The 23,093-nt window shown below is 67.7% G+C and carries 20 protein-coding genes and 1 pseudogene; 12 read left to right on the top strand and 9 right to left on the bottom strand.

Going from position 1 to position 23,093, the window contains the following annotated elements:
- Positions 1–9 precede the first annotated feature (9 nt).
- Together V8686_RS06040 and V8686_RS06035 are read left to right on the top strand one after the other, a co-directional pair.
- A complete protein-coding gene (locus V8686_RS06040; protein ID WP_379703055.1) occupies positions 10–768 on the top strand; it encodes a Nif3-like dinuclear metal center hexameric protein in 759 nt (252 codons plus the stop codon).
- A gap of 140 nt (positions 769–908) precedes the next feature.
- On the top strand, positions 909–1,916 hold the full coding sequence (locus tag V8686_RS06035; protein WP_379703054.1) for a deoxyhypusine synthase: 1,008 nt from the start codon (positions 909–911) through the stop codon (positions 1,914–1,916).
- Here V8686_RS06035 and V8686_RS06030 read toward each other — a convergent pair whose 3' ends face one another.
- Entirely contained in the window at positions 1,917–2,879 is a 963-nt protein-coding gene (locus V8686_RS06030; protein WP_379703053.1) for an ArsA family ATPase, read from the bottom strand.
- A gap of 213 nt (positions 2,880–3,092) precedes the next feature.
- On the opposite strand from V8686_RS06030, the gene V8686_RS06025 reads away from it, so the two are divergent.
- Entirely contained in the window at positions 3,093–3,302 is a 210-nt protein-coding gene (locus tag V8686_RS06025) for a hypothetical protein (protein ID WP_379703052.1), read from the top strand.
- A gap of 235 nt (positions 3,303–3,537) precedes the next feature.
- Here V8686_RS06025 and V8686_RS06020 read toward each other — a convergent pair whose 3' ends face one another.
- Positions 3,538–4,248, bottom strand: coding sequence for a hypothetical protein (locus V8686_RS06020; RefSeq protein ID WP_379703051.1), 711 nt, complete (start codon positions 4,246–4,248; stop codon positions 3,538–3,540).
- Between the two features lie 385 nt (positions 4,249–4,633).
- Between V8686_RS06020 and V8686_RS06015 the strand changes: the two genes are divergently transcribed.
- Positions 4,634–4,828 carry a cold-shock protein gene (locus V8686_RS06015; RefSeq protein ID WP_049937282.1) on the top strand — a complete coding sequence of 65 codons (195 nt, stop codon included), beginning with the start codon at positions 4,634–4,636 and terminating at the stop codon, positions 4,826–4,828.
- Positions 4,829–5,100: 272 nt separating this feature from the next.
- On the opposite strand, the pseudogene V8686_RS06010 reads toward V8686_RS06015, so the two are convergent.
- Positions 5,101–6,705 (bottom strand): annotated as a pseudogene (locus tag V8686_RS06010) (spermidine synthase); the annotation flags it as partial.
- 90 nt (positions 6,706–6,795) lie between these two features.
- On the opposite strand from V8686_RS06010, the gene rdfA reads away from it, so the two are divergent.
- From rdfA to V8686_RS05995, 3 genes are all read left to right on the top strand, one after another.
- Complete coding sequence (rdfA, locus tag V8686_RS06005) at positions 6,796–7,407, top strand: rod-determining factor RdfA (protein WP_379703050.1); 612 nt, start codon at positions 6,796–6,798, stop codon at positions 7,405–7,407.
- Positions 7,408–7,472: 65 nt separating this feature from the next.
- Entirely contained in the window at positions 7,473–9,401 is a 1,929-nt protein-coding gene (locus tag V8686_RS06000; protein ID WP_379703049.1) for an archaea-specific SMC-related protein, read from the top strand.
- Positions 9,402–9,477: 76 nt separating this feature from the next.
- Positions 9,478–9,726, top strand: coding sequence for a hypothetical protein (locus tag V8686_RS05995; protein ID WP_379703047.1), 249 nt, complete (start codon positions 9,478–9,480; stop codon positions 9,724–9,726).
- Here the strand turns inward: V8686_RS05995 and V8686_RS05990 are convergent.
- On the bottom strand, positions 9,723–11,585 hold the full coding sequence (locus V8686_RS05990; RefSeq protein ID WP_379703046.1) for a BCCT family transporter: 1,863 nt from the start codon (positions 11,583–11,585) through the stop codon (positions 9,723–9,725). The two genes, V8686_RS05995 and V8686_RS05990, sit on opposite strands and share 4 nt — an antisense overlap.
- Before the next feature lie 78 nt (positions 11,586–11,663).
- Here V8686_RS05990 and V8686_RS05985 point away from each other — a divergent pair, with 78 nt between their 5' ends.
- Both V8686_RS05985 and V8686_RS05980 read left to right on the top strand, forming a co-directional pair.
- Positions 11,664–12,878 (top strand): NAD-binding protein, encoded by a 1,215-nt coding sequence (locus tag V8686_RS05985; protein WP_379703045.1) that lies wholly within the window; start codon positions 11,664–11,666, stop codon positions 12,876–12,878.
- A gap of 88 nt (positions 12,879–12,966) precedes the next feature.
- Positions 12,967–13,407 (top strand): universal stress protein, encoded by a 441-nt coding sequence (locus V8686_RS05980; RefSeq protein WP_379703044.1) that lies wholly within the window; start codon positions 12,967–12,969, stop codon positions 13,405–13,407.
- Here V8686_RS05980 and V8686_RS05975 read toward each other — a convergent pair.
- Entirely contained in the window at positions 13,404–13,583 is a 180-nt protein-coding gene (locus V8686_RS05975) for a hypothetical protein (RefSeq protein ID WP_379703043.1), read from the bottom strand. The genes V8686_RS05980 and V8686_RS05975 overlap by 4 nt on opposite strands.
- 45 nt (positions 13,584–13,628) lie before the next feature.
- Complete coding sequence (locus tag V8686_RS05970) at positions 13,629–14,078, bottom strand: hypothetical protein (RefSeq protein WP_379703042.1); 450 nt, start codon at positions 14,076–14,078, stop codon at positions 13,629–13,631.
- Positions 14,079–14,158: 80 nt separating this feature from the next.
- Between V8686_RS05970 and V8686_RS05965 the strand changes: the two genes are divergently transcribed.
- The gene (locus V8686_RS05965) at positions 14,159–14,743 is read left to right on the top strand and encodes a hypothetical protein (protein ID WP_379703041.1); all 585 of its coding nucleotides are present in this window, start codon (positions 14,159–14,161) and stop codon (positions 14,741–14,743) included.
- A gap of 15 nt (positions 14,744–14,758) precedes the next feature.
- On the opposite strand, the gene V8686_RS05960 is transcribed toward V8686_RS05965, so the two are convergent.
- From V8686_RS05960 to solA, 3 genes are all read right to left on the bottom strand, one after another.
- Complete coding sequence (locus V8686_RS05960) at positions 14,759–16,510, bottom strand: BCCT family transporter (protein ID WP_379703040.1); 1,752 nt, start codon at positions 16,508–16,510, stop codon at positions 14,759–14,761.
- 313 nt (positions 16,511–16,823) lie between these two features.
- The gene (locus V8686_RS05955; RefSeq protein WP_379703039.1) at positions 16,824–19,379 is read right to left on the bottom strand and encodes a GcvT family protein; all 2,556 of its coding nucleotides are present in this window, start codon (positions 19,377–19,379) and stop codon (positions 16,824–16,826) included.
- A 65-nt stretch (positions 19,380–19,444) separates the two neighbouring features.
- Positions 19,445–20,587 (bottom strand): N-methyl-L-tryptophan oxidase, encoded by a 1,143-nt coding sequence (gene solA, locus V8686_RS05950; RefSeq protein WP_379703037.1) that lies wholly within the window; start codon positions 20,585–20,587, stop codon positions 19,445–19,447.
- Positions 20,588–20,775: 188 nt separating this feature from the next.
- Between solA and V8686_RS05945 the strand changes: the two genes are divergently transcribed.
- A complete protein-coding gene (locus V8686_RS05945) occupies positions 20,776–22,158 on the top strand; it encodes an aminomethyltransferase family protein (protein WP_379703036.1) in 1,383 nt (460 codons plus the stop codon).
- Positions 22,159–22,215: 57 nt separating this feature from the next.
- The gene (locus V8686_RS05940; RefSeq protein ID WP_379703035.1) at positions 22,216–23,073 is read left to right on the top strand and encodes a methylenetetrahydrofolate reductase; all 858 of its coding nucleotides are present in this window, start codon (positions 22,216–22,218) and stop codon (positions 23,071–23,073) included.
- The last annotated feature ends 20 nt before the right edge of the window (positions 23,074–23,093 follow it).

Raw genomic sequence — 23,093 nt, 5'->3', positions numbered from 1 at the left:
CGGGTCGGTATGGACCGCAGCGAGTTCGTCGACCGACTGGACGAACGGCTCCGTACCGACGACTACGCCGACCTGGACGCGAGCGCGAACGGGTTGCAGGTCGGCCACCGGAGGGGCAAGATAGCGCGCGTCGCCCTCGCCGTCGACGCCGCCGAGGCGACCATCCACGAGGCGGTCGAACGCGACGCCGACGCCCTCCTCGTCCACCACGGCCTCGCGTGGGGCGGGTTCGACCGCCTCACCGACCTCGACTACGACCGGATCGAACCGCTCGTCCGCAACGACGTGGCGCTGTACGTCTCGCACCTACCGCTCGACGGCCACCAAGAACTCGGCAACGGCGCCGGCGTCGCCGACGTACTGGGCCTCGTCGACCGCGACCCCTTCGGCACCTACGGGTCGGAGGTGGTCGGCACGCAGGGGACGGCGACCGATCCGTACGCCGTCGACGGCCTGGCCGCCCTGCTGGATCGGGAACTGGACACCGAGACGCAGGTGCTCGATTTCGGCCCCGACGAAATCGCGGACGTTGGCATCGTCACCGGGAGCGGTGTGGACTGGATCGAGGAGGCGGCCGAGGCCGGCCTCGACGCCCTCGTAACGGGCGAGGGCAAGCAGGCGGCGTACCACGAGGCCCGCGACCGCGGGATGAACGTCTTCCTCGCGGGCCACTACGCCACGGAGACGTTCGGCGTCCGAGCGCTCGGAGACTTGCTCGAGGAATGGGGTGTGGAGACGACGTTCGTCGACCACCCGACGGGGCTCTGATACGGACCGTTCGGACGTCGGTACCGGCCGTCGCCGACTGCGGAGGCGGTGACGACCGGTACACAGAGACACCACTCCGTACGGGACCGACCCGGGGACGGATCGCGTCGTTGAAACCGCTCGGGCGCGGAGCGTCGGCAATGACCGACGACGACGGACACGGGACGCCGCGGGAGGAGTTCCACGAGGACCCGCTCGGCCACGCCGAGGTGTGGGCGGGCATGAGCGTCGGCGACCTCGCCGACGAGTACGGCAAGGCGGGCATCGGTGCCGCAAAGATGGGCCGCGCCGTCGACGTGTACGCCGAGATGCTGGACCGCGACGACGTGACCAACTTCTTCGGCCTCGCGGGCGCGATGGTGCCCGGTGGAATGCGACAGGTAGTGACCGACCTGCTCCGGGACGGCCACATCGACGTACTGGTGACGACGGGGGCGAACCTCACCCACGACAGCATCGAGGCCGTCGGCGGAAAACACCACCACGGCCGGACCGGTCCCGAGGGCCACGAGCGCGACCACGACGAACGTCTCCGGGACGAGGGTGTCGACCGCATCTACAACGTCTACCTGCCACAGGAACACTTCACGCTGTTCGAGACCCACCTCCGCGAACACGTGTTCTCGGAGTTCGAGGGGCCGGTCGCAATCAGCGAGTTCACGCGGGAACTGGGCCGCGCGAACGCCGCGGTCAACGAGAGCGAGGACGTCACGGAGGACGCGGGCATCGCCGCCGCGGCCTACGAGAACGACGTTCCCGTGTTCGTCCCCGCGATTCAGGACTCCGTACTGGGGATCCAGGCGTGGATGCACTCCCAGGTCTCGGGGTTCACGCTCGACGCCCTCGCGGATCTGACGAACGTCACCGACGTGGCGTTCGACGCGGAGAAGACCGGCGCCACCGTCGTCGGCGGCGGCGTGCCCAAGAACTTCGTCCTCCAGACGATGCTGACGGTGCCCGAAGCCTACGACTACGGCGTCCAGCTCACGACCGATCCCGCCTCGACCGGCGGCCTCTCCGGGGCGACTCTCGACGAAGCCCGGTCGTGGGGAAAACTGGAGAAGTCGGCGAAGAACGTCACCGTCCTCGGCGACGCCACCATCACCCTCCCCCTGCTCGTCGCCGCGGCGCGCGACCGCATCGAGTGATCACACGAGCGACTCCCCCACAGTCGCCAGCGCGTCGATCCCACCGACCTCACCGTCGAGTTCCGGCACACGCTCGACGGGCAGGTCGAAGTCCGCCTCGACGGTGGCGAGGCGCTCGGCGTGCCGGCGCTCGTCCCGCCGGCACCGACCGCAGTCACAGTTCTCGGGGTTCGTGAAGAGCCGATTCACCACGAGCGAGTCCACGGGCACGTTCGCTTCCCGGAGCCGGCCGACCAGCCGTGTCGTCTCGGCGATGGCCATCCGTTCCGGCGTGAGCACGACCCGGAACCGGGTCCGCGCGGGATCACGGAGCAGTACCCCGACCCGGGCGACGCGCTCTCTGAGACCCGCTACCTCGTCGTCCCCGTCGTCCCCGGCGCCCCAGTACGCGGCGGGCCCGAGGACCACGCTCCGGGCGGCGCGGGCCGTCCGGCGGACCCGCCGTTGTACGTCGCCGGCGACGCCGAGCGTCTCGGCCAGCACGTCCGGCAAGTCGAGCAACCGGAGCGTGTGCCCCGTCGGCGCCGTGTCGAAGACGACGGTATCGTAGCCGGCGTCGGCGTAGCGCGCGACGTACTCGAGCGCCGCCACCTCGTCACCGCCGGGGATCAGCCCCGCCTCGAACAGCCGTTCGAGGTCGGCGTCGTCGAGGCGGAGGCCGGCGTCACGGAACTCGGCCGCGAGCGCCTCGACGACACCGCGGTAGGCGTCCTGTCCGGTCTCGGGATCGACTTCGACGGCGGCGAGTGATCCCTCGACGTCGGTCGGCTCGGCGCCGAGTTCGTGCTCGAACGCGTCACCCAGCGAGTGGGCGGGGTCCGTCGACACGACGAGCGTCTCGGCGCCCGAACGGGCGAGCGCGAGGGCGTGGGCCGCCGCACAGGTCGTCTTGCCGACGCCGCCCTTGCCGCCGTAGAGGACGACGTCGGACTCCTCGGTCCTCGCCGATGCGTCATTCGTCATGACCGGCGGTACGGGCCGGGTCGACACAAAGGTGGGTGGCGAGGGAAACCCGTTTGAGCCTGCGACGCGGAGGGTCGAACGGCCGATGACGAGGGCACCGCTCCGAGTCGGGGTGGCACCCGGCGGCGACGAGCCCTATGAGTGCCGAGGCCACTCCTCACCGGAGAGCACGGACGAGCGAACCGGTTTTCCGTCGTGCGACGTAGTGAGAGTATGAATCGAGCGTGTCCGAACTGTGAGAGTGCGCTGGTGGCCTTCGGCAACCTCTCGGAGGCGGTCAGAGAACGGCTCGAAGCCGACCCGAGACGACAGCGGCAGTCCATCGCACACCGTCGAGAGCGACACACGGTCTGTCCCGACTGCGAACTGGAGATTCACGGCTGTGGACAGCCCTACGCCGGTCCCGAACGGGCGACGGAGTGAGCGGGCGTCAACCGGAGAGCCGCCCGGGGAGGTACTAATCGATTTCTGACCGTTCTTGCCGCTCGGAGCCGAAAACATATAGAGAGTGGCCGTGTCAGAGCCATCGAGATACGGAGATTCTTCGGTTCCGGTTTCACTACATTTTCGTCGGTCGCGTTTCGCACATACTGACAGCTTCGGTGTACTTTCGCAGGCCCGGCGAAACGTCGCCCGACGGCGAGTCGGCGACGTCCCCTCAGGGGGGATGGGTAGTCCCGATGGCGTCGGCCAAGACGTCCAGAAAGTCGGGGTCGTAGTCCGCGTCGACGTGGTCCACGTTCCACAGCCCGGACTCGCGGATTTTCGCGCTTCGGCTGTGAGCGCCGAGCCAGTCGTCCGGGCGCGGGTCGACGGCGTCTCGCCCGTAGTTGCTCAGGAGGGCGATGGCGTTGCGCTCGATGTACGCCCGCCGACTCTCGGGACCGGGTTCGTCGTCGACGGCGACCCACAGGAAGGGGAGGTCACGAAGGCAGTCGCTCACGCGCCGTTCGAGGGGCAGTTCGTCGAGACGGCGGTCACGACCCGCGCTCGATCCCTCGCCCCACGTGGGGTACGCCTCGTGGAGGCCGTCGCGTTCGACGATGGCTTCGCCGACTCGCTTCCTGAACACCGACCCCCGGTGGTTCCCCCCGCCTTCGTAGGTGCCACGGGTCGCACCACGGTGGGTTCGGAGCCGATCCCAGAGTGCGGTGTTGCTGCCGGCGGAGACGGCGTGGGTACCGATCCGGGTGACTCGTCGTCGGCCGTCGGTGTCCCGGCGCTCCGCCCGCGCGAGAAAGACGTAGACCCCGCGCTCCGGCCAGTCCATGTAGCCGGTGCAGTCGGCGAGCGTCCGCGCACCGCCGACGACGTCGGCGAGCGTACCGAGGAGGTCGTACAGCCGGTCGACGTCGTCGTGTCGTGTCACGCGTCCCCAGCTATTGCGGTCGCGGTTCAAAGTCTTCGGGATGGGTTCCGACAACGCGCTCCGGGTGGCGAAACGCCTCCTGACCTCGTGACCGTCTTCGTCCCGGCCGGACCGTGCTACAGCGTCGAACACGGGTGAGCCCCGACGTGTCTTGGGAGCGTCGTCCATCCGGAGTACGACTCGCAACAGTGAGGGCACCCGAATCCGCAGACTTGACAGAATCCGGATTCGAATCGTCGAACCGGGGCCCACACACCGTTCGAAGTTCCACAATAGACATTCTTCTACAAACGACGGTCGTTCAGTGACGCCCGTCAGTAAACTCGAGCGGAGGGAAAACGAATGCGGAACCCTTAACCGTGTACTCGGACTGGTCGTAATCGCAATGGCAAACGGTAAGGTTGATTTCTTCAACGACACTGGCGGCTACGGTTTCATCGAGACTGAGGATGCTGACGACGACGTGTTCTTCCACATGGAAGACGTTGGCGGCGAGGATCTGACCGAGGGGACCGAGATCGAATTCGACATCGAACAGGCCCCCAAGGGCCCGCGCGCGACCAACGTCGTTCGCGTCTAAGCCGGACTGGTACCGTCGCCGGAAGGCGACAGCACACGTCCGCGTTTTTCGTAACTCACCGACTCACGAGCGGCCGCGTTCCGCGGGAGACCGACGGCCAACGCGTCGTCAGCCGTCGCCGTGCCGTTTTGGGCAGCGGCCGCCCCGTCTTCGGCGGCAGCGGCCGCCCCCTCTTCGGCGGCAGCGGCCGCCCCGTCTTCGGCGGCAGCGGCCGCCCCCTCTTCGGCGGCAGCGGCCGCCCCCTCTTCGGCGGCAGCGGCCGCCCCCTCTTCGGCGGCAGCGGCCGCCCCCTCTTCGGCGGCAGCGGCCGCCCCCTCTTCGGCGGCAGCGGCCGCCCCCTCTTCGGCGGTTCGTTGGACGACGTAGCGCCGCCCGACCATCGGGTCGAGGAGGGCGTCGACGGGCGCCCGGTCGTCGCGGAGGACCGGCACGTCCGCCGTCGGCGGTGGCGGCCGGTAGTTGGCAATTTCCCGCCGCAGGTCGATGCCGACGTCCCGTCGTTCGTTGCGACGGCGTAACGTCCGCTCCGAGAGCCGCGTCTCCGCCTTGGTGGCGACGACTTCGACGTTCTGGACGGCGTTCCCCTCGGCGGTCGGGAAGGTGTACACTTGCGGGAAGACCCGTGCCATCGTCTTGTACTCGGCACGATAGAACTTCGAGGCCGGTCCGCCCGGCGCCGAGATGAGGTTGGCGAAGAGGACGCCGTCCTCGTCCAGATGGGACTCGGCGAGACGCATGAACTCGACGGTGGTCAACTGGAAGGGTACCTTGTCCTTCTTGTAGGCGTCGAGGACGATCAGATCGTAGGTGCGGTTCGTCTCCTGGAGGAACTGCCGGCCGCCGGTGTTGTAGACGTTCAGTCGCTCCGACTCCTCGAGCCGGAAGTGGCGTTTCGCCGTCCCGATCACCTCCGGGTCGATTTCGGCCACGTCGACGGTGACGTCGTACGCGTCGGCGAAGTGTTTCGGGCCGGTGAAGCCGCCGCCGCCGACGAAGAGCACCCGGTCCACGTCGTCGGTCATGAGCTGAGGCAGGTGGAAGTAGCGGGTGTAGTCGAAGACGTGCCGGTCGGGGTCGGAGACGTCCATCGCGCTGTGGGGTTGGCCGTCGAGGTACAGCGTCCGCACGTCGCCGACTTGAGTGACTTCGAGTTCCTGGTACGGGGTCTGCGTACTGTAGAGGACGGGACCGCCGGGCGAGACGCCGATGGTACCGCTGAAGCCGGCGCCGACCACGAGGATGGCGACGGCGACGCTCGCGACGGTCGGTTCGCGGCGGCCGATGCCGCGGGCCAGCCAGAACGCCGTCCCCACGAGCAACAGGCCGAAGCCGACGCCGATGGCCTCGACGCTGAGTTCGGGGATCAGGACGAACGTCGTGACGAAGGCGCCGACGATGCTCCCGACGGTCCCGAGAGCGTAGACCTGCCCCGAGGCGGCGCCCACGCCCTCCGTCTCGGAGAGTTCGGCGGCGTAGGGACTGATGAATCCGAGCAGGTAGGTCGGTGGGCCGAACAGGAGCGTCACCGCGGGGAGGGAGGCGAACCGTCCGGGGAGTGGGACGGCACCGGCCGTCGCCAACAACACGTCGCTCGCGAACACCACGAGGGCGACGTAGGCGGCGGTGCCGACGAGCAGCCACGCGAGGCGTTCGTCGGTCGCCCGGTCGGCCGCCCGCTTCCCGCCGAGGTGGTAGCCGAGGGAGAGCGCCGCGAGGAAGACGGCGATGATGCTTCCCCACGTGTAGATGCTGGACCCGAACTGCGGGGCGACGATCCGCCCGGCCAGAATCTCCAGCCCCATGCTCGCCACGCCGGAGACGAACACTGCGAGTCCGGGTCCGGAGAGTCGGTCGATGCGCGCGCGGAGCGAGGACATGCTGGCCGAACTTTCGGCAGGGAGTGGTTAAGTCTTGGCTCGGCCGGGACCCGAAGCTTATCAGACCGACCCACGTACCGCCGTCGATAGATGGTCGAGGGAAGCGGCTGCAAGGTCGACGAGGTGTGTGCCCGACGGGGGTTGCCGACCCTGCCGGAGCGACTGGTCGAGCGGCGCACGGAGGCCGGCGACAGTCTCCGCGACCTGGAACGGTTTTTCAACCACGAACTGCTGGCGGCGGCGATGCGGAGCAGCGGGATGGAACTACTCGACGACGAGGCCGCGAACGTCTACCGCCTGCTGACCGACGAGGACGTGAATCGTGCGGCGCGCACGGAGGCACACGACCGACTGACCCGCGCCGGCGTCGACGTGGCGGCCCTCCGGGAGGACTTCGTCACCTACGGAACGGTTCGCACGCATCTCCGCGAGTGCGCGGACGTCGACACGAGCCGGGAGTCGACCCCGGTGGACGCCGGCGCGATCACCGACACCGTGTTCAAACTCTTCGGCCGGACCGAGGCGGTCACCGAGCGGGAACTGTCGCGCCTCGCCGACGCCGACGCCCTCGAGGCGGGCGACCTGTCGGTGTCGCTGACCGCGCGGGTGACCTGTAGCGCCTGCGGCGAGGAGTACCGACTGCTTCGCTTGCTCGAGCGTGGGGGGTGTACCTGCGGGGGGACGGGGGAGTCACAAACGTAATAGTCCCGCCCCGACGAACACCGGATACGTTCGTCCGGTCGCCTCGCGGTCGGACACTCACCACGATGACAGCCGACGATTCGACCGACGGCGAGCGGGAAATGGCGATTAGCGTCCGGAACGTCGGCGGCATCGAGCGGGCGTCGGTGACCTTCGAACCGGGCATCACGGTCGTCGCCGGAGAGAACGCCTCGAACAAGTCCTCGTTGCTCGGGAGTCTGGGTGCCGTACTGGGCGGCGGGCACCCGCCGCTCCGGGGCGACGCGGACTCCGGGTCGGTGACGCTCACGCTCGACGGCGAGCAGTTCGGCCTCTCCCTCTCCCGAACGGACGGGGAGACGGTGGTCGCCGACGCGACGCCGTACACCGACGCGTCGACGCTCGTCGACCTGTTCGTTCGCCTCGACGAGGACAACCCCATCCGCCGGGCCGTGGTCGACGGCGACGACCTGCACGGCCTGTTGATGCGGCCGGTCGATACCGAGGAGATCGACGCCGAAATCGAGCGTCTGCGGCGCCGTCGGGCCGACCTCGACGACCGGATCGTCGACCTCGACGACCGGACCGCGGATCTGCCCGAACTGGAAGTCGAGGCGCGGCAACTCACCGAGAAGTGCGAGGACGTCGCGGCGCGACTCGACGAGAAACGGGCGGCGCTCGAAGAGGAGGACTATCGGGCAGCCGCCGAGGCGACCCGGACCCTCCTCGACGACCTGGAGGACGCCCGGACGGAGCGCGACCGGCTCCGCGACCGGCGAGACACCAAACGACGGGCCATCGACTCGCTTCATGAGGATCTGGCGGCGGTCGAGGACGACCTGTCGGCGGTCGGCGACGCCGTCGACGGCGAGGACGTCGGGACGCGCCTCGACGCTCTCGACGAGGAACTGACGGCACTCCGGGAGCGGAAGGGACGTCTCGACGAGACGGTCGACGCCCTGCGCCCCATCGTCGAGTTGAACCGAGGGTTCCTCACCGGGGGACGCCTGCCGGAGGGGTTCGACGGCGGCGACGTGACCGACCGGCTCGATCCGGCGTCGGGATCGATCACCTGCTGGACCTGCGGGCAGTCCGTGGAGCGGACCGAGATCAAAGAGCAGATCGAAGCGGTCGAAGCGATCCTGCAGGGAAAACGGGAGGAGCGCGCGACCGTCGAGGCACGGATCGAGGAGTGCCAGCGGGAGCGCGCCGACCTCGAAGCGCGCCTCGACGAGCGCTCGGAGCTGGAGTCACGGCGTCGGCAGCTCGAACGGGACATCGAGGAGCGCGAACGGACGCTCTCGGGACTGGAAGAGCGCATCGGCGCGGTAGAACAGCGGATCCGCGACCTGGAAGGCGACCTGGCCGAGACGGAGCCGGACGACGACCTGTTGGAGCGCTACCGCGAGGTGAGCGACCTGGAGTACGAGCGCGGGCGCCTCGAGCGCGAACTCGCAGCGGTGAAAGAGGACATCGAGGCCGCGGAGGCGGCCCGGTCCGAAGCCGAGTCACTCCGCGAGGAACGTGCCGACGTGAGCAGCCGTCTGACCGATCTCCGCGAGCGAATCGACCGGATCGAACGCGAGGCCGTCGAGACGGTCAACGAGTGCATGGCACGCGTTCTGGATCGCCTGGCGTATCGCGAAATCGAGCGCGTCTGGATCGAGCGCCGCGAGGTAGACGGCTCGACCAGCTTCGACCTGCAGGTGGTGCGGACGACGGACGACGGCACCGTCTACCGCGCGCCGGTCGACACCCTGAGCAAGAGCGAGCGCGAGGTCGTCGGACTGGTCATCGCACTGGCGGGCTATCTGGTCCACGACGTCGCGGCGTCGGTGCCCGTCGTCGTCGTCGACGCCATCGAGATGCTCGACGCCGAGCGCATCCGCGGGTTGCTCGACTTTTTCGACGAACACGCCCGCTACGTCGTGGCGGCGGTCCTGCCGGAGGAGGCGGACCACCTCCGGCCGGCGTTCGACACCGTCTCGCTGAAGACGCCGGGGATCACCCGCTGACGGCACCTGTAACCGAGTGACACGGTAGATCTCGATCCCTCGGCTTATGACCCAGCGTCGTGTAGCTCCGCCATCGATGACGACACCCGTACCCGGCCCGGACGCCCGGATCGCCTTCCGCCTCGGCGTCCTCGCAGCGAGCGTGGCCGGACTGACGATTCTCGCCTGGCTCCTCCGAAGCGGCGCGCTCAGCGTGACGACGGGAGTGTACGTCGCCGTCGCGCTCTTTCCGGTGTACCTGCTGGTCGTCGCGTCGGTCCTGAGCGTCTGGCTCGGGTACGACAAGGACCCGACCGATCTGCGGCCGGTCTATCGCTCGCGCTAGTCCTCGTGGTCCCCGTCCACCGCCCGGCCGAGCGGCGTGTCCGCGAGGACGACGACGGCCCGGTTCAGGAGGGTTGAATGCCCGCGCTCGTGCCGGCGAAACGTTCGGGTCAGGCCGACGAGCGAGACGAGCGACAGGACGGCGAAGGGGCCACCGGTCGACACGGCCACGGTCTGTAACGACTCGCCGCCCCCGACCAGCAACACGGCGACGGCGACCAGGCCCTGGAGGACACCCCAGAAGACGATGCTCCCGGTGGTCGGGGCGTCCCCCCGGCGAGTCGCCAGAATCGACACCACCAGCGTCGACGTGTCGGCGGAGGTGACGATGAAGACGACGATGAGCGCGAGAAAGCAGAACATGAGGAGTCGACTGAGCGGGAGCGACGCGAAGATGGGAAAGCCAGCGACTGCTTCGGTGCCGCCGGTGGCGTCGACGGCACCGAGGACGTCGACCCGGCCCGAGTGCTGGAAGGAGAGCGCCGTGCCGCCGAGGAGGAGGTGCCAGCAGGCGGAGGCGGCCGACGTGGCGACGACGCCCGTGAACACGACGGTCCGCACCCGTCGCCCCTTCGAGAGCGCCGCGAGGAACAGACCGGCGAAGGGCGCCCACGAGAACCACCACGACCAGTTCCAGACGGTCCAGGCGGCCGCCCAGTCGCCGCCGTAGTTCAGACTCAACGGGACGAACTCGGAGACGTACCGGCCGAGCGCCGCCGCGCCCGCGTCGGCGACGAACCCACGGGGACCGACGACCGCGAGGAGGAGGGCAAACAAGGCAAAGAGCGCGAGGTTGACGCCGGCGATGCGACGGATGCCCCGCTGGACGCCGCTCTCGGCGGAGATGCTGTAGATGACGACGAGGCCGGCGACGAAGAGGAGGGCACCGACGCCGCCGAGGGAGACGCCCCACTGATAGCCGACGCCGGCGAGGAACTGCCGGCCGACGACGGCGACGGACGTGGCGACGCCACCGATGGTGGCGAAGATAGCGAGGACGTCGACGAGTTTCGCCGCGTAGCCGTCGAGTCCGTCGACACCGAGGAAGGGCGTCAGGATGGTCGAGACTCGAAGTGGGGCGCCGCGCCGGTACGTGAAGTAGGCGATGGGGAGGCCGAGGACGAGGTAGGCACTCCAGGCGGAAATCCCCCAGTGAAAGACCGCGTAGGTCAGCGCAGCGACGACGGCGGCGTCGGAGCGGGGCGCGACGTTCGTCGCCGGTGGCGGCGAGCCGTAGTGAAACAGCGACTCGGCCGGACCCCAGAAGACGATGCCAGCGGCGATGCCGGCGGTGAACACCATCGCGAAGTAGGTCGGGTAAGTGTAGGTCGGCTCCGCGTCGGGACCGCCGAGTTTGATCGCACCCCAAGGACCGAAAAGCAGGACCAGACAGTACAGCACGGCCAGAAGCATGGTTCCGACGAAGAGCCACCCGAACTCGTCGAAGAGTACGCCCTCCACGACGGCCACCGCCGCACCCGCCTCGGCGGGGACGGCGAGTCGGGCCGCGAAGAAGGCGGCGAGGACGACGACGGAGACGCCGAACGTGACCGGATCCTGCCGCGCAAGGAAGCCGCTTGCCCAGTTGCGCCAGGAGACGTGGCGCACCCGGAGGAGGTAGGGTGCGCCGGTCCGGTCGTCGGCGTCGTCGGGGGTGTCGAGGGGGAGGAGCGCGAGGTAGGCCAGTCCGGACCCGAAAAAGAGGAGCGAGACGACGAGCCATCCCCGGCCGGAGACGACGGAGCCGACGATCCACGGGAAGAAGAACCCGGAGACGACGACCACTCCCGAGACGACACAGATCGGCAGGAGCGCGGCGCGAACGAGCCGCTCGACGCCGCTCGCACCCTGAGTCGCCATGCCCCAACTGTCGGCTGCCGGAGATATAGGTGTGTCGTCGACTCACACTTTTTATCGTTCCGACACGAATCGGTCCCCGTGGCGAGCGACACCCCGGACCCACCGAGTGATCGGGCCCTCGAAGAGCTGTTCTACCGGCCCGAGCGGGTGCCACTGGTCTACTGGCGGGAGTTCTCGGGCGCCCGGACCGCGGTGTGGGTGACGGGGGCAGCGGCGGTGCTCGCGTTCACCGCCGGGCTCTCGCACCTCAGTCAGGGGACCGTCACCCCCACCGGGCCGTTCGCGGGACTGCTCCCACCGGGAGTGGCCGCGGTGTTGCCACTCGCCAGCGTCCTCGGCGCGTTCCTGTTCACCGTCGCCGCCGCGGGGTTGCGGGGGGGCTATCGCCTCGCGTGGTACGGGGCAGTCGCCCTGTTCCCGGGCCTGCTCGCCGTCCCGCTGGTGACGGGCGACGCCACCGACGTCTCGCTGTTCGTCGTGGGGGCCGTCGGCCTGCCGTTGGTGGCGGCCAACCGGAGCGGATTCGACCGACCGCTCGACCTCACGCCGTTTCAGACCACCGCCCTCCTCTCGTTCGTGGCGGTGCAGGTGTACGGCACCGTCGGAACCTACGCGATGCGGGCGGATTTCGCCGGCGTCGTGACCCTGACCGACGCGTTCTACTACATCATCGTCACCGGAACGACCGTCGGCTACGGCGACGCGACGCCGACGACGCAGGTGACGAAACTGTTCACACTCTCGGTGATCGTTCTCGGGACGGGCGCGTTCACCGTGGCCACGGGGTCGCTGCTCATCCCCGCCCTCGAATCACGCATCTCCAGTGCCTTCGGAACCATGACCGCCTCGGAACTCACACTGCTCGAGGATCACGTACTGATCCTCGGCCACGGCGAACTGACGGGACCGCTCCTCGACGAACTCGAAGACACGACCGACGTGGTGGTCGTGACGCCCGACCCCGACGTGGCGTCGGCGCTCGGCGACCGGGACGTGAACGTCCTGACGGCCGATCCGACGGACGAGGGGCCGCTGCTGGACGCCCGAATCGACACCGCGAGCGGGGTGGTCGTCGCCACCGACGACGACGCCCGCGACGCCCTCGCTATCGTCGCCGCTCGACAGGCCGCACCCGACGTGCGTATCGTCGCCGCCGCGAGCGATCAACGACACGTCGACAAACTCGACGCCGTCGGCGCCGACTCGGTCGTCAGCCCGGCGGTCATTGGCGGCCGTCTGCTCGGTCGGTCGGTTCGCGGGGACGACGATCCTCTCACCGGCATTCTCGAGTGAGCCGTCGAGCGCCGGGCGACACGGGACGCTACCGTCCCCCAAGTTATTTGCTCCCATCAGGAGAACGATGTGTACGGAGCGCAGCGCCATGTACGACAAGGTTCTGATCCCGTTCGACGGTAGTGACGAGGCACGGAAGGGCGCCGAACACGGCGTCGACCTCGCGGCCACGTGTGGGGCGACGATCCACGCGCTGTACGTCATCGACCTCCCGGGCGCACCACGGACGGTGTACCTCAGAGACGACGAGGACGAGATGCGCGAACGGTACCGCGAGTACGGCGAGGAGGTGACGGCGGAACTCTGTGGGATGGCGGACGAGCGGGGTGTCGACTGCGTCACGGCGATCCGAAGTGGGTCGCCCGGCGAGGAAATCGTCGACTACGCCGAGTCGGAGCGGATGGACGTCGTCGTCCTCGGGAGCGCGTACCGCGGGAAGTTCCGGGCGCTGCTCGGCAGTACGGCCGAAAAGGTCGTGCGAACCTCCGAAGTCCCAGTCGTCACGGTCCGCAAGTCCGTGAACGACTAGTCCGCGGCCGCCCGCTGGACCCACCGCTCGCGGAGGTAGATGAGCAGACTCGCGCTCAGAAACGACAACCCGGCCACGTCGAGACGACCCGTCGTCATCGCCCACAACGCGACGCCGAACAGCGCGACGATCACCAGCGCCAGCAGCGTGGGAACCCCGTCGGTCAGAGTGGACACACCGACCGAACGCGCCCCGGGATCAAAAGTCCAGACGGTGAGTGGTCAGTAGAAGTGCTTGAACTCCCAGTGGTACTGGCAGTTGTGACAGGTCGCCCACTCCGGCACGTCGAACGCCTCGGGGTGGCGCTGCCCGTGTTGCATCCCTGTTCGACAGATCGGACAGGTCAGAGCCAGCAGTTCCAGCTCGGTGAACCGCTCGGGCGGAAGCGACACCGAACACGACGGACAGTCGATGGGGTCCCGTGGATCGGCCTGCAGAATCGCGGTCCCACAGTCGGGACACTGGACCGTCGCCGGCGGTCGATACACCCAGCCGGTGTCACCATCGATGGTCGTCGTGTGCGTCTCGACGCTCGACAGCCGAAACTTGTTGGGACCGTCACCGGCGCGAAGGGGCGCGAGCAACTCGTATAGGAGCCACTTGAGCGGGGCGACCAGTCGGCTCCCGAACGCACCGAGCGTCGCCACGAGACCGTGAGAATCGTCGGCCACCACGGCGGAGGTAGGGGTGCGACGAGCATAAAACGCTCGTCGGGGACAGGCTTTCCTCGGCGCCCCCACAACGGTGGCCCGTGTCGAACTCCCGTCGCCGGTCGACGTGGGCGTGGGGCGCAGCCGCCGTCTCTCCCCTCGGGTGGAGCACCGCGGACGTGAGCGCCCTCGCCGACGCCGGCCCGTTCCGGGCGGTGGCGTCCGCACTCCTCGTCCTCGCCGTCGGCGCGGCGCTCCGGTACCGCTGGCCCGGCGCCGTCGACCGGGCCGTCGACGCCACGCTGGCACGGCCGAAGCGGACACCGGTCTACGGCGTGGCGGCGGCGGCGGTCGGGTGGCTCGTGGTGGCCTACGGCTTCGCTCAGGCGTTCCGCCTCGGAAACGGCCTCGGAACGGCGGCGGTGGTGCTCGGCGTCGGCGGTGTGCTGGCCGTCTCGGGTGCCGGGTTCGTCGTCCTCGGAACGACCGTCGTGTCGGTGCTCGACGGGGAGTGGACGTGGACCGGTCCGCTCGTCGGCGCTGGCATCAGTGGCCTGGTGTGGCTGGCGCTCCCGCTCGGCCCGGCGCTCGTGGTCTGGATACTGCTGGCGGCGACCGGACTTGGCGGCCCGACGCGGCGGTGGGTCCACGCGTCGCGGCAGGTCGAACGCGTCGTCGAGGAGTGAAAACCGAACCCGACGTCAGTCGCTGCTGGCCGCGTCGTCGCCCTCCCTGACGTCAGTCACCATCTCGTCGCCGGCAGTGACCACGTCGACGTTCTCTCGGTCGGTGAGTTCCTCGATGGTTTCGGCGAACTCCTCGGATTCGAGGATCTCGTACTCGTTGCTGAGTCCGAGGTAGACGGTGTAACACATCAGACAGAGGATGGCGGCGAACGGCAGCCCGGTCGTGATAGCGGCCGTCTGCAGGGCACCGAGGCCACCGCCCCAGAGCAGGATGGCGGCGACGAGGCCCTCGGTGACCGCCCAGAAGATGCGCTGGGTCCGCGGGACGTCGTGCTTGCCGCCGGAGGTCAGGTGGTCGATGACCAGCGATCCGGAGTCGGAGGAAGTGACGAAGAAGGTGATAACGAGGAGGGTGGCGAGGATACCCGACACCGCGCCGAGGGGGAACTGTTCGAGCATGGCGAACATGGCGACGGTCTGTCCGACCTCGTTGTAGGTCTGCAGCGCCGCGCCGTTGCCGACGAGCGAGTTGAACAACGCGCTCCCGCCGAAGGTGGACAGCCAGATGGTGGAGAACATCGCCGGGAGCACCAACACGCCGAGAACGAACTCGCGGACGGTGCGTCCCTTCGAGATACGGGCGATGAACATACCGACGAAAGGCGACCACGCGATCCACCAGCCCCAGTAGAAGACGGTCCACGCGGTGACCGTATCGCCACCGGGAGAGAGGGTACCACGGAAGAAGCCGAGCGCGAGGATGTTGTTGAAGTAGGTGCCGAGACCCTCGACCCACGAGCCGAGGATGAAGACCGTCGGCCCCACGAGCAACAGGAAGCCGAGCAACGCGAGCATCAGGTAGAGGTTGAGCGTACTCAGTCGCTTGACGCCGCCGTCGAGACCGGCCGCCACCGAGAGGGTCGCGATAGCGGTGATCCCCGCGATGAGGAGGATCTGAACGGTCGTGTTGGAGGGGATAGCGAACAGACCGAGGAGGTCGCCGCCGACGTAGGAGAGGCCGGTGTTGACCTGAGCGACTCCGAGACCGAGGGACGTCGCGAGGCCGAACAGGGTCGCGAACACCGTCACCAGGTCGATGACGTGACCCGGCCAGCCGTAGATTCGGTCACCGAGCAACGGCCAGAAGATAGAGCGGAACGTGAGAGGCAGGCCGCGGTTGAACGAGAAGAAAGCGAGACCGAGGCCGACGAGACCGTAGACGGCCCACGGGTGGAAGCCCCAGTGGAAGAACGTCTGGGCCATCGCCGCCGACGCCGCGGCACCCGTCCCTGCTTCGGCGCCGAAAAAGCCCGGAACGTTCTGGAAGTAGTACAGCGGTTCGGAGACGCTGAAGAACATGAGACCGATACCCATACCGGCGCTGAACAGCATCGCCATCCACGAAAAGTCGCTGAACTCCTTTTCGGCCTGCACGCCGCCGATTCGGATCTTGCCGTACTTGCTGAACGCGAAAAAGAGCAAGACGACGATGAAGATGTTCACCGACAGTAGGTAGAACCAGCCGAAGTTCTCGCCGATGAAGTTGAACAGGGCCGTGTACATGGCCGATGCCTGGTCGCCGAGCAGTACCGTGACGGCGATAAAGAGCGCGATGAGTACGAGCGCGATGGGGAAGACGACCGGATGGATGTCGAACCCGAGTGCCTGGATGTTCGTGTCCCCGGGTTCTCGGTCGGATTCGGGGTGGAACAGTTCCACCTGCAGACCCTCGGACATCGCACCGGTCGTCTCGTCTGACTCAGCCATACCGTGCCTCCGTCCGGCCGTTGCCGGCCGCGTGTGGTGGGTTGCTCATAGTCGGATATTCGTGTCTGAACCGTCGATTGTCGTTCTGTACGCCGTTCAATCCGGCGACCGTCTCCCGTCACGCGCGGTCCCTCGCCCTGTCCTGTGGGCATAGGTACCCGCCACCATGACAGGATACCACATAGACCCCTACTCGTTCTGTCAGATAAAGCTTGGTGTTTTTCGGGAGTATCCGGAGCCGGCAGTTGGGGTCCCGAGGGGGTGTCCCGGCCGACTGTGGCCCGAAAGCGAGCACCCCGGGCACGAGCGCCCGCTAGCGCAGAATCTTCTCTCGACCGGGGTCGAACAGGGGCTCCTCGCGCACGGTGGCGTCGCACGTCTCGCCCTCGCAGGTGACCCGAACGGCGGTCCCGGGGTCGGCGTACTCGCTCGGCACGTAGGTGTAGGCGATGGACTCGCCGACGCTGTAGCCGAAGTCAGCGGCCTGTACGTAGCCGAGCGTCTCGCCGTCTTTCGTGACGGGACGCCCGCTCAACAGTCGATCCGTCGAATCGTCGAGGGTGAGCGGGACGATGCGACTGTCGACGCCCGACTCTCGGATATCCTCCAGCGCATCCTTACCCACGAAGTCCGTGTCCATGTCCACCGCGAAGGGAAGTCCCGCGGCGAAGGGGTCGGTGTCGGTGTCGATATCCGTCCCCCAGAGCCGAAACCCCTTCTCCAGACGCATCGACTCCAGCGCCCCGCCGCCCATAGGGCGCACGTCGAGGTCCTGGCCCGCCTCCCGGAGCGTCTCCCAGAGGCGCGCGCCGTACTCGGCCGGCGCCCACAGTTCCCAGCCGAGTTCGCCGACGTAAGAGACTCGCATCGCGACGACGGGGACCTCGCCGACGTACAGTTGCTTGGCGGAGAAGTAGGGGAAGCCCTCGGCCGAGACGTCGGCCTCGGTGACTCGCTGGAGCAGGAGTCGGGATTTCGGGCCCCAGAGCCCGATGGTGGAGCGACCACCCTCCTCGACGGTGACCGAGACTGTCTCCGGGGCGTGTTCCTTCAGCCACGATCCGTGGATGCCCGGCGAGTTGCCGCCGCCGGTGGTCACCATGTACTCGTCCTCGTCGAGGCGGACGACGGTCACGTCCGCGAGGATGTTCCCGCCCTCGTTCAGGAGGAGGGAGTACCGCACTTTCCCCACGTCGATGTCGACGTCGTTGCTGCAGACCCGCTGGAGGAAGGTACCGGCGTCGCTCCCCTCGACGACGATGGAACTGAACGGCGTCATGTCGAACAGGGAGACGTGTTCGCGGGTGTGGAGGTGTTCGGCACCCTCGATGGGCGAGCGGTTGACTCCCTGCCACCCCTCCTGTTCGGGGATGCGGTCCGCGTACCGCTCGACTAGGTCGGCGTTGGACTCGTACCACTGGGCCGACTCCCACCCGCCGCTCTGGACGAACTCCGCGCCGAGTTCGTCCTGCTGGTGGTAGAAGGGACTCCGGCGGAGGCCGCGGTGGTCCTCGGGTTGCCAGTTGGGTTCGACGATGCTGTAGACCTGACGGTACCGCGTCGCACCCCGGTCGACGAAGTAGGGCTTGCTCCCGGCGTGGGGTTCGAACCGGTTCACGTGGATAGCTCCCGTATCGACCGGGCCGTCGGGCAGTTTCGGCACGCCCGTCTCCATCCACTCGGCCAGAATCCTGCCGTAGCCGCCGGAGTGAGTCCACCAAATGGCGAGGGCAGTCCACAGACCGTCGACGGCGGCCGTTTCGCCGAGGACCGGCATGCCGTCGGGGGTGAACACGAAGATGCCGTTCTCGGTCGCCTGGAACGCCGCGTCCTCGGAGACGGGGAGGAGTTCCTCGAAGGCCCGCTTCGGCGACTTGTCGCGGTCGGGGTGGGTCGCCCGCTCCCAGTGCTCGTCGGTGAAGTCGTGGACCGACGCCTGTCGCTCCTCGGTGTTTTTCCCCATGGCGTCGGGGTCGACGGAGAGCGACTCGTGATTGTACGAACCGAGGCCGAGGCTGTCGCCGTGGGTGCGGAAGTAAAGCGAGTGGTCCTGGTCGCGGCCGACCGGGCGGCTCGGTGCCTTGCCCATCACGTCGGCGATGCGGCGGTCGCCGGGCACGTCGAGGGCGTCGGTGTCGACGCGGGTCGCGGGGGCCTCACCGGCGAGTTCTTCGAGGGGCTCGGTGACCACGTACTGGTGTTCGACGGGGGCGATGGGGAGGTCGACCCCCGCGAGCTTGCCGGTCTGGTATCCCCAGTTGTTGGTGGCGACCACGCAGCGGTCACACTCGATCCGACCCCGGTCCGTCTCGACTGCCGTCACGTCGCCGCCGGCCACGTCGAGGTCCGTCACCGACGTGTGGCCGTAGAAGTCGGCGTCCGACCCCTCGATGTACCACTGGAGGGCGGCGACGCCGTCGACTCGGCCGTCGGTGGGCGAGTAGTAGCCGCCGAGGATGGCGTCCTCGTTCACCAGCGGGAGGTGATCGGTGACCTCCTCGGGAGTCAGCAGTTGCGGGTCGGGGAGCCCGTAGGCCGTAGCGTGTTCGACCCGTCGCTGGAGGAAGTCCATCCGCTCCTCGGAGCGGGCGACTTCGATGCCACCGACCTCGTCGTAGACGCCGGCGTCGGAGAGCAGGCGACCGGTGTAGTGAGCCGTCTTCGTCATGAGCTTCGACGGCGACGTCTGGAACATGATGCCCGGAGCGTGTGTCGACGACCCGCCGGTGACCGGCAGGGGACCTTGATCGACGACGACGACGTCCTCGGCGCCGAGTTCCGAGAGATGGTACGCGACGCTACAGCCGACGGCGCCGGCGCCGATGACGACGGTCCGCGCCGACTCCGGGAGTGCGGTATCCGTACTCATAGAACGTCCCGTACGTCTCGCCGAACCCGTCAAAAGGTTCCGGGTGCCTCACCTGCGACGTTTTTTTACTCGAACCGGTCGAGGCGGAACATCCCGATGGGGTGGTCGGTGTCGCCGTCGGCGGCCAGATCGGCGAGAATCTCGCCGATGACGGTGGCGAACTTGAACCCGTGACCCGAGAACCCCGCACCGACGACCACCTGCGGGTGGTCGGGCAACCGGTCGAGGATGAAGTGCTCGTCCGGGGAGTTGGTGAACATGCAGGTGGCGAGTCGCATCGTCGGCCCGGCGGCATCCGGGAAGTACTTCTCCGTGAAGTCGCGGAGGAGCACCTCGTCCTGTGGACCGGGGTCGGTGTCGTAGTCGTCCGGGTCGACCGACTCGTCGAGGTGGTGGTATTTCCCCAGTTTGAACCCGGGGACGTCGTAGATGGGCAGGCCGTAGAAGCGGCCCTCGGGAACCTCGATGTTCCACACGGGGAGGCTGTCGGGGTCGAACAGGGAGGGCGTCTCCGGCTGGAACCACGCGAGCACCTGTCGTTCGGGAACGGCCAGTCCGGAGAGCGCGTCGGCGAGTTTGTAGTTCCACGCGCCCGCGGCCAGGACGAGCCGATCCGCCTCGTAGGTGTCCTTGTCCGTCCAGACGCGAACGCCCCCGTCCGGAGTCGGCGCCCAGTCGTAGACGCCCTCGCGAGCACGAATCTCGGCACCCGCCGCCTGCGCGGCTTCGGTGTGGCCGACGATGGACTGCTCGGGGACGACGAACCCACCGTCTTCCTGATAGACCGCACGGTAGTCGTCGGGGAGGCTGTACCCGGGGAACCGCTCGTTCAGTTCCGCGCCCGTCAACACCTCGTGAGGAATGTCGTGTTCTTCACAGGACCGGCGCGACCCCTCGAACACTTCGTTCCCCTGCGGGGCCGCGTCGATGGAGCCGGTGCGATGGATCACGGGGCGTCCCGTCTCGTCGGCCAAGTCGTCCCAGAGTTCGTAGGCCCGTTCGATCAGCGGAATGTACGACGGGTGTTCGTAGTACGCCCGCCGGATGATGCGGGTGATGCCGTGGGAGGACCCCTGGGTGTGTGGAACGTCGAATCGCTCCAGACCGAGGACGTCGGCTCCCCGGTTGGCGAGGTGGTACGCCGTTGCGCTGCCCATGCCGCCGACGCCGACGACGATCACGTCGCGTCGCTCGTCGCTCGAACTCATACGCCGCGGTTCGGGGGGGAAGATATTGATGCTTGGGTCGTCACGCGAGGCGTTCGGGAACCCGACGATAACAGATCTATACGTGTTAAAATCTGGGTTCGGATCGCGTGCGTTCGGGGCGGACGACTTATAACCCCCAAATAGCTGTGGTCCACGCTTATACATACGGAGACCGACGTTCATTGTCGATGGCACACAACGATCCCTCGACGCTCGACGACCACCCGAACCATCCGGATATCGATCAGTCGGATCGGACGCTCCCGCGGAACCTGCGACAGACCGGTGACCCGGGCATCGAGATGCTCGTCTCGACTCGCGTCCGGAAGTCCCCGTTCTTCGACAAGTCGTTCAACGAGGAGGGGGCGTGGCGCTGTACGGTGTACAACCGCATCTATCACCCGCGTGGCCTCGTCGAACCGGAAGACGGGGGAGCGATGAAGGAGTACGAGGCGCTGACGGAGAGCGTGACGCTGTGGGACGTCGCGGTCGAGCGACAGATCCGCGTCAAGGGGCCGGACGCCGAGGCGCTCACCAACTACGTTATCACGCGCGACGCCACGGAGATCGATCCGATGCACGGGAAGTACGTCATCCTCTGCAACGAAGACGGGGGCATCCTGAACGATCCGATCCTCCTGCGCGTCGCCGAGGACGAGTTCTGGTTCTCCATCTCGGACTCGACGCTCATGCAGTGGCTCCAGGGCGTCAACGTCGGCATGGACTTCGACGTGGAGATCGACGAAATCGACGTGGCTCCGATGCAGATTCAGGGCCCGCTGTCGGAGGACGTGATGGTCGAAGTCGTCGGCGAGGAGGTCAGTGACATCCCCTACTACGGGCTGATGGACGCCGAGATCAACGGCTGCGACGTACTGGTGAGCCAGACCGGCTTCTCCGGCGAGAAGGGCTTCGAGATCTACGTCAAGGACGCGAGCAAGAACGCCGAACGCGTCTGGGATCCCGTGATGGAGACGGTGAAAGACCACGGGGGGCGCCAGATCGCCCCCGGTCACCATCGTCGGATCGCGGCGGGCATCCTCTCGTGGGGCCAGGATATGGACCACGAAACCTCGCCGTTCCAAGTCAACCTCGGTTATCAGGTTCCCGACGACAAGGAAGCCGACTACGTCGGCAAGGAGGAACTGGAACGCCAGCAGGAACTGGTCGAGAACGGCGAGTACCCGTTCAACATGAAGATGGTCGGCTTGAAGATCGCTGGCGAGCCGATCCGCGATTACGCGCCGGACTTCTGGATCGTCTCCGATCCCGAGACGGGCAAGGAGTGTGGCTACATGACCTCGCCGTGGTGGAACCCGGACCTCGAAACCAACATCGGCCTCGGCTTCGTGCCCGCGGAGAAACTGGAGGCGGAGACCGACGCCCTCCTCAACGACGAAATCTACGAGGAGGATCTGGACCTCGAGTTCGCGGTGCACCTGCCCGACGAGTACGCCGAGGGTGACGAGCCCGCGTACGCGACGGTCGCGGAGGTGCCGTTCAAGGAGTCCGTGAACCCGAGCGCCCGGGAGCAGGCGAAACTGAACGCCCGGCAGGACGCCGACGAGTAACGCCCCAACAGCCCTATCCATCACGCGGCCCAACCATCGACGAGCCTGGACGGACACATGTCTCTGAGTACACCGACCCACTCCGCCGACGGCGCATCGACGCTGCTCACCGACCCCCGGTTCGAACTGATGCCCTTCGACAGCTTCGAGGACCAGATGGAGCAACTGCCGGACGGCGCCGAGATCGCCGTCACGGCCTCGCCACAGCTCGGGCTCGACGCGACGGTGGAGTGGTCGGAGAAGGCGGCCGCCCGCGGCTACGAGCCCATCCCGCACGTCGCCGCACGCTACGTGCGCGACGAGGACCACCTCGACGACATCGCCGGCCGCCTCGTCGACGCCGGCGTCACCGACATCTTCGTCCCCGGCGGTGACCGCGAGGACCCCGTCGGGGAGTTCGAGTCGGCCCACGAACTCCTCGTGGCCCTCGACGGCCTCGACTACGACTTCGAGGACGTGGGCATCACCGGCTACCCCGAGGGACACGACTTCCTCGACGACCGGACGCTGGCCGAGGCGATGGAGAAGAAAGCGCCCCACGCGACGTACCTGACGACCCAGCTCTGTTACGATCCGGAGGCAGTCCGTCGCTGGATCGAGACGGTCCGTGACCGCGGGATCGACCTCCCCGTCGAGGTGGGGATTCCGGGGGTCATGAAGTACCAGCGGCTGCTGAACATCTCACAGAAAGTCGGCGTCGGCGATTCGATCCGCTTCCTGCGGAAGACGAGCGGCATCGTCGGCTTCGTCCGCCAACTGGTCGGCTCGCGCGGGAAGTACACGCCCGACGCCCTCGTCGACGGCCTGGCACCCTACGCCGACGACCCGGAGTACGGGATTCGCGGCCTCCACATCTACACGTTCAACCAAGTGGCCGACACCGAGGCGTGGCGACGCGGCCGACTCGACGAGTAGGAACTCCAACGCCCCATTTT

This window comes from Haloplanus litoreus (assembly GCF_045690335.1).
GTDB classification, from domain to species: Archaea; Halobacteriota; Halobacteria; order Halobacteriales; family Haloferacaceae; genus Haloplanus; species Haloplanus litoreus.
This window is presented reverse-complemented; position numbering and strand designations above follow the sequence as displayed.

Bases quoted from the DNA above. Each gene is read 5' to 3' on its own strand.
- V8686_RS06040 (WP_379703055.1), top strand. From the start codon at position 10: ATGGACCGCAGCGAGTTCGTCGACCGACTGGACGAACGGCTCCGTACC.
- V8686_RS06035 (WP_379703054.1), top strand. From the start codon at position 909: ATGACCGACGACGACGGACACGGGACGCCGCGGGAGGAGTTCCACGAG.
- V8686_RS06030 (WP_379703053.1), bottom strand. From the start codon at position 2,879: ATGACGAATGACGCATCGGCGAGGACCGAGGAGTCCGACGTCGTCCTC.
- V8686_RS06025 (WP_379703052.1), top strand. From the start codon at position 3,093: ATGAATCGAGCGTGTCCGAACTGTGAGAGTGCGCTGGTGGCCTTCGGC.
- V8686_RS06015 (WP_049937282.1), top strand. From the start codon at position 4,634: ATGGCAAACGGTAAGGTTGATTTCTTCAACGACACTGGCGGCTACGGT.
- rdfA (WP_379703050.1), top strand. From the start codon at position 6,796: ATGGTCGAGGGAAGCGGCTGCAAGGTCGACGAGGTGTGTGCCCGACGG.
- V8686_RS06000 (WP_379703049.1), top strand. From the start codon at position 7,473: ATGACAGCCGACGATTCGACCGACGGCGAGCGGGAAATGGCGATTAGC.
- V8686_RS05995 (WP_379703047.1), top strand. From the start codon at position 9,478: ATGACGACACCCGTACCCGGCCCGGACGCCCGGATCGCCTTCCGCCTC.
- V8686_RS05990 (WP_379703046.1), bottom strand. From the start codon at position 11,585: ATGGCGACTCAGGGTGCGAGCGGCGTCGAGCGGCTCGTTCGCGCCGCG.
- V8686_RS05980 (WP_379703044.1), top strand. From the start codon at position 12,967: ATGTACGACAAGGTTCTGATCCCGTTCGACGGTAGTGACGAGGCACGG.
- V8686_RS05960 (WP_379703040.1), bottom strand. From the start codon at position 16,510: ATGGCTGAGTCAGACGAGACGACCGGTGCGATGTCCGAGGGTCTGCAG.
- V8686_RS05955 (WP_379703039.1), bottom strand. From the start codon at position 19,379: ATGAGTACGGATACCGCACTCCCGGAGTCGGCGCGGACCGTCGTCATC.
- solA (WP_379703037.1), bottom strand. From the start codon at position 20,587: ATGAGTTCGAGCGACGAGCGACGCGACGTGATCGTCGTCGGCGTCGGC.
- V8686_RS05945 (WP_379703036.1), top strand. From the start codon at position 20,776: ATGGCACACAACGATCCCTCGACGCTCGACGACCACCCGAACCATCCG.
- V8686_RS05940 (WP_379703035.1), top strand. From the start codon at position 22,216: ATGTCTCTGAGTACACCGACCCACTCCGCCGACGGCGCATCGACGCTG.